Below are 14,527 nucleotides of genomic sequence, written 5' to 3'. Positions count from 1 at the left end.
TTTTCAGAAAGTTACTTTGAGATATCGCAATTATCAGATATGTGTAACTCTGATAAATAGAGTTTTTAAAATAGTATCAAAGAATTAAAAATACGAAGAGAAATAGATTGTTCCTTTTTTGGCCAATCATAATATTTATTTACCACTTAGCCTAACTTGTTGTTCTTAAGAAAAAAATCTATCAAAAAAATTAAGTGTTAATTTCACAATCATAGTTTTTTATCTACCTTAACCTTCAATTTTAAACCGGATAAACAAGATTATGAAGCAATTGATACTGGTGCTTGGCTTAGCAGCCGGCACGGCTACAGCCCAGGTTAAAGACTACCCCATAAAACCCGTACCCTTTACCGATGTAAAACTGAACGACCATTTTTGGTTGCCCCGCGTTGAAACTAATCGCACCGTTACTATCCCGGCATCATTTGCGCGCTGCGAAAACACCGGCCGCGTTAAAAACTTCGAGATGGCCGCCACCCGTACAGGCAAGTTTTGCACCAAGTTTCCGTTTGATGACACCGATATTTACAAAACTATCGAAGGGGCCTCATATTCGATGGCTGTGCACCCGGATGCTAAGTTGGATAGATATGTGGATTCGCTGGTGGCTGTGGTAGCTAAAGCCCAGGAACCAGATGGTTACCTGTATACGGCCCGTACTATTGATCCGCTGAACCCGCACCCGTGGTCGGGTAGCCAGCGTTGGGTAAAAGAAAATGAGTCGAGCCATGAGTTATACAATTCAGGGCACTTATTTGAAGCGGCCAGCGCACATTACCTCGCCACCGGCAAACGCAATTTTTTAAATATAGCTTTGAAAAATGCCGACCTGCTGGTGAAAACCTTTGGCGATGGCAAGTTGCACGTAGCTCCGGGACATGAAATTGTAGAGATGGGCCTGGTGCGCCTGTACCGCATAACCGGCAAAACTGATTATTTAACCCTGGCCAAATTTTTTATCGACCAACGCGGCAAACGCCGGTACGATAAAACCGATAGCAACCCATGGAAAAACGGCATGTACTGGCAGGATGATATGCCGGTTACCGAACAGGAAACACCCGAAGGCCATGCCGTACGCGCCATGTACCTGTACTCGGGTATGGCCGATGTTGCCGCACTCACAGGCGATAAAAAATATATGGACGCCATTGACCACATCTGGAACCAGATGGTGAGCAAAAAGATTTATGTACAAGGTGGGATAGGTGCTATCCCCGACGGCGAAAGATTTGGCGACGACTACGAATTGCCTAACACTACGGCCTATAACGAAACCTGCGCAGCCATTGGCAACGTTTACTGGAACCAGCGCATGTTTTTGCTTCACGGCGATTCGAAATATATCGACCTGATGGAGAAAATTCTTTATAACGGACTCATCTCTGGCGTTGGACTTGATGGTAAATCATTTTTTTATACCAATGCCATGCAGGTTACCGATGGCTTTACACACTCATCGCTCGAGCCGGCGCGGTCGGGTTGGTTTGAGTGTTCGTGCTGCCCTACCAATATGGTTAGGTTTCTGTCGTCGTTACCGGGTTACATCTACGCAAAAAAAGATGATAATGTTTACGTTAACCTGTTCATTAGCGGATCGGCGAGTTTACAGTATGATCATACCACGGTTAACCTAAGCCAAACCAACAATTACCCCTGGAATGGTTTGCTCTCGCTTAATGTATCGTCCGAAGCACCTAAACGCTTCAATATGCTGGTAAGGATTCCGGGCTGGGCACGTGCGCAGGCTATCCCCTCAAATCTTTATGCCTTCCGTAACAAACAAGCGCAGCCCGTAACCATTAAGGTAAATGGTGCTGTGGTAAAGTATCAGCTTAAAAATGGCTACGCTGTATTGAACCGCGTTTGGAAAAAAGGCGACCAGGTACAGGTGAACCTGCCAATGGAAGTTAAAGAAGTTGTGGCCGATAAAAACCTTAAGGTAGATAGCAACCGCCTTGCCCTGCAACGCGGCCCCATGATGTACTGCGGCGAATGGAAGGATAACAATGGTAAGGTAAGCGATATCGTGATCCCTTATAACACCAAATTTAAACCTGTTTTCGAGAAGGACTTTTTAAACGGTGTAATGGTACTTAAAGCGCAGGTAATGCGTAAGGATGGCCTGAACAACAATCTTAAAAAAACAAACTTTACCGCTATCCCATACTACTCATGGGCCAACCGCGGCAAGGGTGAAATGACGGTATGGTTTCCGCAAAATTTAATGAATAAGGAGTTTGCGGCTAAGTAAAATCTCAAACTGAGCTGCCAAAAGTGGTGCCGCCATTAATACAATACGGTGGCACTACTTTTGGTTATTACAATGGCAACCTGAACCAAAACGTACTGCCTTTACCTTCTACGCTGTTAACGCCAATGCTGCCGTTATGGCGGGTGATGATTTCCTCGCAGATATAAAGCCCCAGCCCCAGGCCAGATCCCTGGTGGCCCGAAGGATCGACACGATAATAGCGATCAAACAGGTGCTGCTGTTTTTCGAAAGGAATACCGGGGCCATAATCGGTAACTGATACGGTTACATAGTCTTCGGCGGTATGGATATCCACCTCGATAGTTTCGGATGAGGGGGCGTATTTAACGGCATTGTTTAAAAAATTGGTGAGTACCTGGTCAATACGGTGCTCATCGGCGTAAACCTGTAGCTCCAGGTTGCCGGTTATAATAATTTTATGTTTGGCGATGATGCTGATGGGGTTGGCCACCGCATTAACCAGTTGCGACAGTATAAAATGACTTTTATTAAGCCGGATATCCGATTGCTGTAAACGGCTTACATTAAGCAAATCCTCCACCAATGCACTAACCCGCTCAACACTTTTGCGCGATTGCATGATCAGCTTAGGGATCATCGTTTGCTCGGACTTGTCCTTTATCCTGTCCATCAGTTGCAGCGATGCTTTCAGGCTGGTGATCGGCGTTTTCAGTTCGTGACTGGCAATACTGATAAAATCGTCCTTTTGTTGCTGTAACTCTTTGTAGGCTGTAATATCCAGCACCGTACCCAGGATGCGATCGGGCGCATTATCGCTTTTATAAAACACTTTGCCCTGCGCCCTAACCCAGCGGATGGGGCCGTTTTGATGCCACAGCCTCGCTTCGTAAAACAATTGCCCGCTTTGCAATGCCTCTGCGTGGGCATCTGCCCTGGTCTGCCGGTCGTCGGGGTGAATAAGCGGTTCGATGGTATCTTTACCCGGAGGGCTGTCCAGATCAAAAATCTCGTTAAATTTCCCCGAAACAACCGGGATCCCTGTTTGCAGGTCGAGGTCAAATATGCCAATGCCGGCGGCGTCTACAGCCAGGCGGCTGCGTTCTTCGGCCTGTTCAATTTTTTTACGGGCGGTTACCATATCGGTAACTTCAATAGCCAGTACCATAATGGCGCTCACCTGTCCGTCCTGGCCCAAAATGGGTTCGTATACAAAATTAACCAGTACCTCCTCATCGGCACCTGCGCGCGAAAGGATCAGCCTGTGCTCGTTGGCGGCGTAGGCTATGCCCGTTTCAATAACCCCGTTCATGATAGGAGCGTAGGTTTGCTCGGCTTCGGGTACAATTTGCCATATGGTGCGGCCTTCAAAAAACTCACGCGGCCGGCCAACCAGCTGCAGGTAAGCATTGTTCACTTCCTGTACCATAAAATCATGGGCGCCTATCAGGCAAATACCAACCGGTGCCTGCGCTATCAGCTGCCTGAAACGGTTTTCGCTTGCGCTTAGTTCGTTGTTGGCATTTTGTAAAAACTCTTCAGATAGCCTTAATTCTTCGGTTATGGCCTGTAGCTCTTCGTTAATGGCAGCCAGTTCTTCATTGCTGGCCCGCACTTCTTCGTTGGCTGCGGTAAGTTCTTCGTTGGTGGCGGTAAGTTCTTCAATGAGATGCTGTTCGCGGTGACGGCCGAGATAGCGTTCGGTTACATCGTTGGCAGTATGTAGTATGGCGTAGGTTTTTCCGTTGCCATCCTTAATAGGCTTGTATTCAAAATCAAAATAAAAGGTTTGCAGTTCACCATTAACCACAAGGTTGGCAGGTGTGTCGGTACCCGTAAAGGTGATGCCTTCGTTCCAAACCCGTTTAAACATATCAATAAAGGGCTGGCCTTTAAGTTCGGGCAGCGCATCGGCAAGGCTTTTGCCTATTACGCTGCGGTCTTTACCCCAAACATTGATCATGGCATCATTGGCGGCCTGTATAACGGCATCTTCCGAAACGTGTACGGCTGTGGGAGATTGGGTCATACAAAGCACTTCAATCAGTTGCTTATCAGTTAACAGGTACGGCGAGTTATCCATTGTAATTATTCGGGGAAGCCTTGCAAAAATAATTGCGCAAGGTATTAAATATTACAATAATGTTGATGTTTTGTTTAGGTGGATTAAACTGTTTTTAGGTTTTAAGTTGGTATTGTTTTGGTGAGAGATTTTTAGGAACACGGAGATGCTGAGGCGCAAAGTTTTTTTGTGCAGGTTGAGTTGTTTTGGGTTTTAAGTCGCTATTGTTTTGGTGGGTTTTTTTAGCACGCAAAGGCGCGAAGGTTTTTGTGGATTGTTGGAGGTTGAATCCCCGGGATTTTTAAGTTCGCAAAGATGCTGAGACGCAAAGGACTAATCTCTGTTCTCCAATCACTAATCTCTTAACTGCAAGCACGCAAAGTAAGCTAAGACGCAAAGTGTTTTTGTGGTTGTTTGTGACTTTGTCGGGGAAATCGCTTTTGAAACAAGTCGGATTACACGAGGCCCCCATGGAGCCATTCATAGGTACTGAATATTGCTATAAACACAAAACTCGTAATGGAGTTATAAAAACACCCCAGCGGGGTATCGTGTTTATAGCAAATGAATAGAGATTTTCCGGCTCCACAGGAGCCACGTGTTTTAAAAGCGATTTCCCTGGTGACTTTGTGTGAGGGGGGCATACGTTAATTGCTTCGTTTTTCGAGTGCTGCTTCTTTGGCGTCTTCTGCTTCTTCCTTTTCCATTTTTAATTTGAGGTATTTGCGGATGGGGAGGTCCAGCCATATCATAATAGTGTATGCCAGGGCAATAAGCAGGGGCACGCCAAATAAAATAACAATAGTCATTTGGTTTAGCGATGGCTTTTTCAGTTCAACCCAACTCATAAAAAGCCAGATGAATGGATAATGGATCATGTAAAGCGGGTAGGAGATCTCGCCCGAAAATTTGCAAATAGCCGCATAAGCCGGTTTTAGTACCGCACCCGCACCAAAGGCTACCAGCAGCGGGAACAGGATTATGGCCGCGGCACAATCAACATAAGGGTTGGTTTTTTCGGCAAAGGGGATCATGAAAACAAGCAGCAGCAATATGCTGATGCCGGCGAAACCGGCCCTTGATTTAATAACCGAGCCAGAGCGGTAAACCAGGATGCCGGCTATAAACGAATAGAAAACCCTGATGCCGCCGCCCGCAAAACTATCGCCTCCCCAGCCCACGCCAAGGTAGCCCGCACGGTTGGCCTCAAAACACAGCAGTGCCGTTGCAACAAGCGCCAAAGCCCATAATATTTTATTGCTGATCTTCACCAGTACCAGCGCATAAAACACATTGGCAATGTACTCCCAAAACAAGCTCCAGGTTGGCGGATTAAGGTGAAACAGGTTAAAATACCGCTCGTGTACCAGCGGGTAGGGAATCATGAGGCACGAAGCCACAAACATGCCGAAGGTTTTGGTGGCATAAGTATCATAAAGATCATTAAAAGGATCAAACACGAAGGCTACCAGCCCGATAACCGAACCGATAACAACCAGCGGATGCAGACGGATAAGCCGGAGCCTGATAAAACGCCATACACCAATCTGCTTTAGGCGCTCATCATAAGCATAAGCTATTACAAAACCCGAGAGGCAAAAAAAGAAATCGACAGCGAGGTAGGCATGGGCTATAAAGCTTTGATGATAATCGGGCACGGCAATTTCCATAAAGTGGAAAATGACAACGGCAATGGCTGCCACGCCCCTCAGGCCATCTAAAATTGGAAAATGCTGCCTTGATTGCAGCGCCGCCGGCAATACACTTGTTTGTTGCATGTTGCTATAATTGGTTGCCGGGCTCAACGTGTTAAGATAACACTAAGTCCGGTTACCAAATATGATGGTTTTGGTTTTTAACGGGTGGTTAAAACGTATCAATCTTTCGAGGTTTTGTTTCATTTGTTGGGGGGACGGGGATTTAAATGGAATATCAGAGGCGATTAGTGATAGAGAAATTATTATTGTTGTAATAAAAAAATAAATATTAATCCTGTTTTGTTGTTTGAAATATTATTTTAATATTTGGTTAACCAAAACCGATAAACAAATGAAAAGGTTAACCGCCAGGCATTATTTCACTATAAAGAACCTGTTATTTTTGTTTTTTGCTATATGTTTAATAATTATTGTTTACAGCTGTAAAAAGGAGAATCGAACTAACAAAAATACAGATATCGTCAGTCCTGCTGTATTAAAAGCCAAAAACTGGTATGAAAATGCTTATCCATCGGTTTCCAAAACAAGCACACTCTCAACAATCGGCAACCCGGATTTAAGCCAACTGGTAAACCCCGACTGGAGCCAATCAAAAAATTACACCCGTTATGACGACGATGTTATCGAGCTGCCTATAGATAAGGACGACCGGCTTAATTTTGATTTATCAAACAACGCGGGCCTTATTTATAATAATAAATACAGCCGCAGCTGGTTTTTACTGCTCAATAAGTTTGATAGGTACAGTGCCTATATCATGACCATTATAGCCGATTCGGCCTATATAAAAAGCAAGCCAGATGGGCTTAAATTAAACAGCTATAATAAACACGATGCCGACTTTACCGGCATTGTGATATACAGCACGCCGCAGGGTAAATATGTAAACGGCTGGTTTTATAAAAACGGTGTTATATCCGGGTATTTACCTCCAGGCCAGACAAGCGAAACCGAGGGCGACCCAACCGTACAAAACATTAAAACCAACACGGTGACAACCGTAAGAACCTGCCAGGATTTTATTCAAAAAACCTATTATAACGGCCAGCTTGTAGCCACTACCGTAATAGCCACTTATTGCACCACTACCACTATTGACGATGAATCAGGAAATGGCAGCAGCGGGGTTGGCGGCAACTTAGGCGGCGGCGGTGGAGGCGGTGGCGGTGGCAGCAGCACTACCAATCCTCCAAATACCCCGCAATGTAATATACCTTATAATAATGATGCGGTAAAAACGGTTAAGATAAACAGCTTGCAAACCCAAAAGGTAGCGCCTATTGATGACGGAGGTTTTCCGCCTCCGGCAAATCCTATTCCTTGTCCGCCGCCTGCGGTGGTTAATTTGCCGCCTGTGACTACGATTGTCACCAACAATGTTACAAATCCTTGCTTAAAAAAAATGGTAGATGCCACAATAATTTCTGGAGTGAATACCCAAATAAACAGTCTTATAAAAGATGTATTTGGGGGAACTGAAAAATTAAATCTGAAGTTTGTTGACAATGTATCACTTGCGTCCGGAACAGAGGGCCATACCGAAATGAACGGCGGCTTCGATTCATTTGGAAATTTAAATATAGAGATTCAATTAAATAAAAATGAACTCCCTGGTTATTCGCAACAATTTGTTGCAACCGTTATAATGCATGAGGCATTACATGCCTACTTGCAGGCTAAAGGAGTTGACCCTAAAAATCAACATGAAAATATAATCATCGATTATGTTACTAAAATGAGTGCATCGTTGATGCAAATGTTTCCTGGTTTATCATCGAATGATGCAAAAAACTTATCTTTAGGAGGGCTTGACCAAACGACAACCTTTCTTTACACTGTTGCAAGAGATATGAAGCTCTCCGGTGACTACGCCGCTACTCAATTGGCTTACTCTGTTGGATCGTTAGGTTCGAGATGTAAATAAATCTAATATGAAAAACTTTATAATATATATCTTTCTTTTAGCCTTATGTTGTTTATCAGTCAAAACTAAAGCGCAGGACAGAATATTGGGTGAGGGCAAGTATAAACATTTATTATCTGATAGCCTTTACAACGAGTTTTCTTCTACCGTTTACAGCAGTTTTTACAATCCATCATATATGTCTGTAACTACACCAACGTTCGCTGTGTTGAAAATTAATTTTGATGCAACTTGCAAAGTAACAGATATGCGATTTTCAGATAGCGCGGATTCGACTTTTGTTAAGGCTTTTGAAAACAGAAAAAAATGGCATAATGATAGAGCAACGCTTGAAAAGTATGCAAAAATAAAAGGGTACAAAGATTTATCCCTGTTAATTCCTGTAAGCTTTGAACCGCGACTTCCTGATTCTGATAAACATTACACCAATAACTATATTGAATCATATATGAGGTTCAACAATAAAGATTTTGAAGGAAAGGCTATTATGATGCCGCCAATTTTTATACGTGTGTTAGCAAAAGGAGAGAGGTAAATAAGAATGAAATGAAAAAAAGGTGCTATTATCATCATTGATTTTGCTTTTTGTAGCAGCGTCACTAAATGCTCAGGTAAAACTCAATAACGATATCAAAACAATTCAGAAAAGTAAGTTCAAACGTACGGCAGCAGACAGCTTGTACCTTGAAATTAATAATTTCATTTATGGTACATTTTATAATCCTACTTATTGGGAAACAAAAACTCCAACTTTTACTGTATTAAAAGTAGATATCACTTGGGACGGGAGAGTATCTGATATGAGATTTTCAGATAGTGCCGATTCTGCTTTTGTTAAAGCGTGGAATGATAAGCTCCAGACGCACGATATTAAGGCGACTTTTGGCAGATATGCCAAAGAAAAATCATACGAATATTTATCATTATTGATACCGGTAAGTTTTGAGCCCTTACAACCGAAGTCTGAGAATCATTATGCAAATAAATACCTGGAATCATATCTAAAATTTGATAAACGGGATTTTGAAGGAGAAGCTATTATGATGACACCAGTGTTTGTACAGGTATTGGCAAAAGGAAATATGTGAGGAATATATATGACATTATTTGGCAGGGACAAAATGTGTGCTATTTGTAGTTTATCTGTAAAATATTGTATTTTGTTAATTCTTTCTTTACCTGGATTATTATTCCCGGTAAATGCGCAAACAGAATTAAGTATTTATGGTGGTAAAAACCATGATCAATTTTTGGGTTGCATCAATTGCTCCGATCAAAATATAAAGTCAATTTGGTGCATTTACGGCGATTTTGGTTCAACTCATGGGCCAAAATCAATTTGGAACGAACAAGGGATGTTCGGTAGTAAGCGAAGCCAATTTTCTCCTTATAATCCTTTGGCAAAATATCCACCGCTAATTATCGATGAAAAAAGGAAAATCACTCGGATATTTTACTATTAACAAGAACAATCCTAAACGTACCCGCGACGAGTTTGCTCAAATGATTGTTGAAAGCCGGGACCAAATCACACAGGATATCCAAGGATTTTATAAAGGATATCATTATAGTTTTTTTGATTAGCAAGATTATAAAAAGTGTTGGGTAGGCTGAGTTATATGGGAAAAAGATTACACTATGTCTATTGCGTTTTTTGCGATTTCATAACCTGTTTTAAAAATCAGAATCCTCTTTATTTGATTATCTAAGAAGCTGTTTAAATTTGATTGGTTTTAAATGTAGAGATTCTGTGTTAACATCAAATAATTTTTAGATTTGTTTATTAAGGCGGCACAAGCCAGCCAGATTAGGGCGGTTCATCTTATGATGTCACCGCTCTAACTATTTATAACTACTTTTTCGTTCTCTGTTACTTTGTTCAGGAATTTGGGATCATATTTAATATCAGTTTTCCAAACGATATAGATGAGCCCCAGTAGCTTTCTTTGTACCGCAACAGCTGCCTTCATCTTAATACCGTGTTTACTTACCAGCCGAATAAATACAGCTTTAAAGCGATCGTCATGCCTGATGGCTGCTAATGCCGGCATATACATGGCTTTACGTAAGTGCCTGTTCCCTCTTTTTGATATTTTGGATTTTCCTTTTACCGATGAGCCGGATTGCTTTTCCTTTACATCAAATCCCGCATAGCTTTCGATTTGCTTTTTACTTTTAATCAGGTTAAAGCCATTGGTTTCTGCCATGGTAATTATGGCTGTAAGCTTCCCAACCCCTGGTATTGTGCTGATATTGTTTATCTTTTCAACCAATTCCTTATCCTTTTTGATTATTTCAGCGAGGTCTGCTTTAATTTCCTTTTCCTGTTCATTGAATAACCGGATGCGTTGGTGTAGCCTGGCTATGCTTCTTTCGTTGGGAAACGCTTCTGCATTTTCTGCATGCAGTTGATTTTTAGCTACCGTACGTTCTGCGATTATCTGATTCCTTTCGCGTGTCAATTGTTTAAGGTCTCTGAATATTTTTTTTGGTGGTTGCCATAAACTAATCTTCTTTTCCAGTCCAAACTGGCAGATAGCCTGTGATGCTGTTTTGTCGGTGACCGTTTTTGTTTCGAGTGACTTAGCATAATTGTTGATCTTATTAGGAAGTACAATACTTACTTCATAGCCCAGGCCTGAAAGATGATACGCTAATTTTTCGTGATAAACGCCCGTTGCTTCCATTACAAACCGGACCTTTACCTGTTTATCCGTATGTTTCTTTATCCATACTTCTAAAGCAGAAAACCCAGATGGTTTATTGGCAAATGTTTTGAAAGCATAGATATCTGGTTCAATAGAATCATCCATACGTCCAAGAGAAACTACCAACTCTTTTTGAGCTACATCAATGCCTGCTACCTGTTTTAAAATTTTTGCCATCACTTATTAGGTTTGTATTTTCTTAAGTGAACAACCTTTCTTCGTCTTGTCTCCTGGTCGGATATCCTGAATATACAGACCTGCTGTATTCCTTACATTCTGTTCAGACTCTAAAAGGTAAAAAGAATGAGGCCTGATCTCTACATGTACATACTATAAAAGTTGTTTAGACGCGACCCAACTCTCATTCTTTTCACTTAAGATTTCTAATTTATTCCCTTTTTTATTTGATGACAAACATAGGAGACGCATAATTGCGTCTCCCGCATGCAATTTACGTTAGCTGAGATGTGCAAGGCTGCTTGTGTCCTACGGGAGACGCATGTGACGCGTCTCTACATAAAAGAATATTTAATCGTTTTTAAACAGCCTCTAAGGAACTAAATGTTCTCCATAAATAATAAAACAACTATGAGAAAGCTGGTAATATTATTCTTAACTCTTATCGCCTCATTTGCAGCAAAAGCGCAAAATGGCACAAAAATTTATGGCGGCAAACACTACGATCAGTTTTTAGGCTGTTTTGACTGCGACCCGGAAACTCAAAACTCAATATGGAGCCCGTTTACCGAATATGGTTCCTCCCATGGTCCAAAATCGATTTGGAACGAAAATGGGCGATATGGTTCTGTAACCAGTAATTTCTCACCCTATAATCCCAGTGCAAAATATCCTCCGCGGGTTGTTGATGCAAGTGGAAACTTGCTTGGCTACCTTACCGTTAACAAAAACAACCGCAGTCGTTTACAAGGAGCAATTTCAGACTTAATATGCTTTAGCAGGGATACTGTACTAAAAGACGGAGTAGAAAAATATGGAAAGCAGTTTGGCAAAGTGAATTGAAATATCATTTTTATCCCTAAACGTACCCGCGACGAGTTTGCCCGAATGATTGTTGAAAGCCGGGAGCAAATCACACAGGATATCCCGGGATTTTATAAAGGATATCATTATAGTTTTTTTGATTAGCAATTCAAAGCAAAAGCAGACGATTTTACTTATATCTTTCCTAATGATGTATTGTTTCGGATAGCCGGTGCATTAGTGGATTCGAAGAGAAAGTTTCCCAAAGCTATGGTTATATCAGAACCCGTAATAAAAATTCTTTATGAGACGCAGCGTTAGTAAGCCGTTTTTATAAGCAATCCGTGGAGGCAGAGGACATTACTGCTGAATACAATATGGGGACAATTTAAGCCCAGCCCTTTGCCCTTCAACTTAAAACCATTCCGTCCGCCCTATGTTATACTATACATGACAAAAAAACACACCATCCCCTTCGAACCCGAAGAGTTCCCCATAACCCCGGAAAACCCGGAGATCAGGCAACCAACAGATCCGGGGGAGCCGGAAATACCCGAGGAAGCGCCCGGAAACATGCCCGACGATGTACCTGAAGAACACCCGGCGCAACCCGAAGTAAACCCGGATGAGTTTGAAAAATAATATTGGGGTAACAACTATCTCCGCGCAACAACGAGGTATCTGCGTTTAAAATATAGGTTGCAGATTATGTTTTATAGCGCGGTTTTGGCCGGAGATAGTTATTTTGCATCATGAAAATTGCTACCTATAACGTAAACAGTATAAATGCCCGGATGCCGGTGCTGCTGCGCTGGCTGGAAGAAACCCAACCCGATGTAGCCTGCCTGCAGGAACTGAAAGCCCCGCAGGAGAATTTTCCGGAACAAGCCCTGCTCAATGCTGGCTACAATGCCATATGGCACGGCCAAAAAAGCTGGAACGGGGTTGCCATACTTACCCGTAACCGCAACGTTACCGAGGTGCGCCGCGCCCTCCCCGGCGATGAGGAGGATACCCACAGCCGCTACATCGAGGCCGTAGTTGATGGTGTTACTATCGCCTGCCTGTACCTGCCCAATGGTAATCCGGCTCCCGGCCCCAAGTTTGATTATAAACTGGCCTGGCTCGACCGCTTCAAAACCCACGCGGCCGAACTGATGGCCACCGGCAAGCCCGTAATTTTAACCGGCGACTATAACATTATCCCCACCGGCGCCGACGTGTACAAACCCGAACGCTGGGTTGACGATGCGCTTTTCCGCCCCGAAACCCGCGAGGCTTTCCAAACCCTGCTGGCTCAGGGCTGGACAGACGCTATCCGCCACCTGCATCCAACCGAAACTATTTATACCTTTTGGGACTATTTCCGCAATGCCTACGGCCGCGATGCCGGTTTAAGGATTGATCACTTCCTGCTCAGTCCTGATCTGCTACCCAAACTGGAGGCTGCCGGCGTTGATAAACACGTACGCGGCTGGGAAAAATCAAGCGATCATGGTCCGGTTTGGATCAGGTTAAAGGATTGACGTATTCAATACAGGAAAATCATTTATAAACAAAACGCCCGGTGCTTACGGTACCGGGCGTTTTGTACTATTACAAATTATTGGGTTTTATTTAGGCATCAACACGGTATTCACAACGTGGATTACACCATTTTTCTGAAAAACATCGGCAATGGTGATCCATGATTTGCCGCCTTTTTCATCAACAAGATAAAGTTTTTTACCTTCTTTCATTACGGTGATGGTACCACCACTTACGGTTTTAAGTTCGGCTTTGCCCATGCCTGCTTTTACTTTAGCCTTCAAATCGGCTGCGCTCAGTTTGCCGGCAACTACGTGGTAAGTAAGTACTTTGGTAAGCGTTTCTTTGTTTTCAGGTTTCAGCAGGGTAGGTACGGTTTCTTTGGGCAGTTTATCAAAAGCCTCGTTGGTTGGTGCAAAAACGGTGAAAGGGCCATCGCCTTTAAGGGTTTCAACCAGGCCGGCAGCTTTAACGGCGGCTACCAGTGTAGTATGGTCTTTTGAGTTAACTGCATTGTCAACAATGTCTTTAGTTGGATACATGGCCGCGCCACCTACCATTTTAGTTTGCGCGTAAGTTTTTGGCGCTACCGCTATAGCTACTAAAGCAAAGGCCATTACAAATAATTTTTTCATGATATTATGTTTAATGATTTGATGTAACTAACGGCGTTTTTTAACCGGCGGATTAAAAAATGTTACGCTAAAACGAAGTGAAAAAATATAGCAGTCTGCACAAACCGCAAATTATTTTTAAGCGTATGTTATAATCGCGGGGGTAAGATAAAAGAAGTTTATAATGCGTGCCGTTTTAAATCATTACTCCTATTAAGGATACAGCCTAACTTTTGTCATAATATATTGTTAATTGAATATCAAATAAAACCAATGAGCCAAAACGATATAGGGCGTATAGCAAACCACATCAGGCAGCTGCGCGAAAGCAAAAACTACTCGCAGGAATACATGGCCGCTAAAATGAGGATGAGTCAAAACTCGTACAGTAAAATTGAGCTTAACTATTCAAAACTCACTGTAGACAGGCTGATCCAGATAGCCCGCCTGCTGGATACCGACCCTGGATCGCTGATAGCGGTCTGCGAATACGAAGAAGAACAAGCCGCCTGAAGCGGCCGGGATTTAATAAACATTTACACTTAAAAAAACAAACACCATGGGATTAGGCGCACCGGAGATTATCCTCATATTAGCAGCCGTTTTATTATTATTTGGCGGCAAAAAAATACCCGAAATGATGAAGGGCCTTGGCAAAGGCATGAAAGATTTTAAAGATGCTCAAAACGGCCACGTAACAGAGCCTGCACCTGCACCGGTTGTAACCGAGGTAAAAGAATAACTATTGATGTACATTTAA

14 protein-coding genes are annotated in these 14,527 nt (G+C 42.8%); 10 read left to right on the top strand and 4 right to left on the bottom strand.

Annotated features, from left to right (window positions below):
* Window positions 1-262: 262 nt before the first annotated feature.
* The gene (locus HYN43_RS13345) at window positions 263-2,254 is read left to right on the top strand and encodes a glycoside hydrolase family 127 protein (protein WP_119409818.1); all 1,992 of its coding nucleotides are present in this window, start codon (window positions 263-265) and stop codon (window positions 2,252-2,254) included.
* Window positions 2,255-2,321: 67 nt separating this feature from the next.
* Here HYN43_RS13345 and HYN43_RS13340 read toward each other — a convergent pair whose 3' ends face one another.
* Complete coding sequence (locus HYN43_RS13340) at window positions 2,322-4,316, bottom strand: ATP-binding protein (RefSeq protein ID WP_119409817.1); 1,995 nt, start codon at window positions 4,314-4,316, stop codon at window positions 2,322-2,324.
* Between the two features lie 626 nt (window positions 4,317-4,942).
* Window positions 4,943-6,073, bottom strand: coding sequence for an acyltransferase family protein (locus tag HYN43_RS13335; protein WP_119411231.1), 1,131 nt, complete (start codon window positions 6,071-6,073; stop codon window positions 4,943-4,945).
* 271 nt (window positions 6,074-6,344) lie between these two features.
* Between HYN43_RS13335 and HYN43_RS13330 the strand changes: the two genes are divergently transcribed.
* The 4 genes from HYN43_RS13330 to HYN43_RS30325 are packed head-to-tail and all read left to right on the top strand — an operon-like array spanning window position 6,345 to window position 9,400.
* Complete coding sequence (locus HYN43_RS13330) at window positions 6,345-7,937, top strand: hypothetical protein (protein ID WP_162996455.1); 1,593 nt, start codon at window positions 6,345-6,347, stop codon at window positions 7,935-7,937.
* A gap of 7 nt (window positions 7,938-7,944) precedes the next feature.
* Complete coding sequence (locus tag HYN43_RS13325; protein WP_162996454.1) at window positions 7,945-8,472, top strand: hypothetical protein; 528 nt, start codon at window positions 7,945-7,947, stop codon at window positions 8,470-8,472.
* 43 nt (window positions 8,473-8,515) lie between these two features.
* Window positions 8,516-9,025: a hypothetical protein gene (locus HYN43_RS13320; protein WP_162996453.1), complete on the top strand. Its 510-nt coding sequence runs from the start codon at window positions 8,516-8,518 to the stop codon at window positions 9,023-9,025.
* A 9-nt stretch (window positions 9,026-9,034) separates the two neighbouring features.
* Window positions 9,035-9,400, top strand: a complete 366-nt coding sequence (locus HYN43_RS30325; protein WP_162996452.1) for a hypothetical protein — start codon at window positions 9,035-9,037, stop codon at window positions 9,398-9,400.
* 375 nt (window positions 9,401-9,775) lie between these two features.
* Here the strand turns inward: HYN43_RS30325 and HYN43_RS13315 are convergent, their stop codons facing one another.
* Window positions 9,776-10,822, bottom strand: a complete 1,047-nt coding sequence (locus tag HYN43_RS13315) for an IS110 family RNA-guided transposase (protein WP_119406621.1) — start codon at window positions 10,820-10,822, stop codon at window positions 9,776-9,778.
* Between the two features lie 411 nt (window positions 10,823-11,233).
* Between HYN43_RS13315 and HYN43_RS13310 the strand changes: the two genes are divergently transcribed.
* The 3 genes from HYN43_RS13310 to xth all read left to right on the top strand — a co-directional run bounded on the left by HYN43_RS13310 (window position 11,234) and on the right by xth (window position 13,152).
* On the top strand, window positions 11,234-11,665 hold the full coding sequence (locus HYN43_RS13310; protein ID WP_162996451.1) for a hypothetical protein: 432 nt from the start codon (window positions 11,234-11,236) through the stop codon (window positions 11,663-11,665).
* 411 nt (window positions 11,666-12,076) lie between these two features.
* Window positions 12,077-12,268 (top strand): hypothetical protein, encoded by a 192-nt coding sequence (locus HYN43_RS13305; RefSeq protein WP_119409812.1) that lies wholly within the window; start codon window positions 12,077-12,079, stop codon window positions 12,266-12,268.
* A 110-nt stretch (window positions 12,269-12,378) separates the two neighbouring features.
* Window positions 12,379-13,152, top strand: a complete 774-nt coding sequence (xth, locus tag HYN43_RS13300) for an exodeoxyribonuclease III (RefSeq protein WP_119409811.1) — start codon at window positions 12,379-12,381, stop codon at window positions 13,150-13,152.
* Window positions 13,153-13,239: 87 nt separating this feature from the next.
* Here the strand turns inward: xth and HYN43_RS13295 are convergent, their stop codons facing one another.
* A complete protein-coding gene (locus HYN43_RS13295; RefSeq protein WP_119409810.1) occupies window positions 13,240-13,788 on the bottom strand; it encodes a fasciclin domain-containing protein in 549 nt (182 codons plus the stop codon).
* A 252-nt stretch (window positions 13,789-14,040) separates the two neighbouring features.
* Between HYN43_RS13295 and HYN43_RS13290 the strand changes: the two genes are divergently transcribed.
* Together HYN43_RS13290 and tatA are read left to right on the top strand one after the other, a co-directional pair.
* Window positions 14,041-14,280 carry a helix-turn-helix domain-containing protein gene (locus HYN43_RS13290; RefSeq protein ID WP_119409809.1) on the top strand — a complete coding sequence of 80 codons (240 nt, stop codon included), beginning with the start codon at window positions 14,041-14,043 and terminating at the stop codon, window positions 14,278-14,280.
* 46 nt (window positions 14,281-14,326) lie between these two features.
* A complete protein-coding gene (tatA, locus tag HYN43_RS13285; protein ID WP_119409808.1) occupies window positions 14,327-14,509 on the top strand; it encodes a twin-arginine translocase TatA/TatE family subunit in 183 nt (60 codons plus the stop codon).
* Window positions 14,510-14,527: the final 18 nt, after the last annotated feature.

This window comes from Mucilaginibacter celer (assembly GCF_003576455.2).
GTDB classification, from domain to species: domain Bacteria; phylum Bacteroidota; class Bacteroidia; order Sphingobacteriales; family Sphingobacteriaceae; genus Mucilaginibacter; species Mucilaginibacter celer.
The sequence above is the reverse complement of the archived record's forward strand: the minus strand, read 5'-3'. Positions and strand labels throughout refer to the sequence as shown.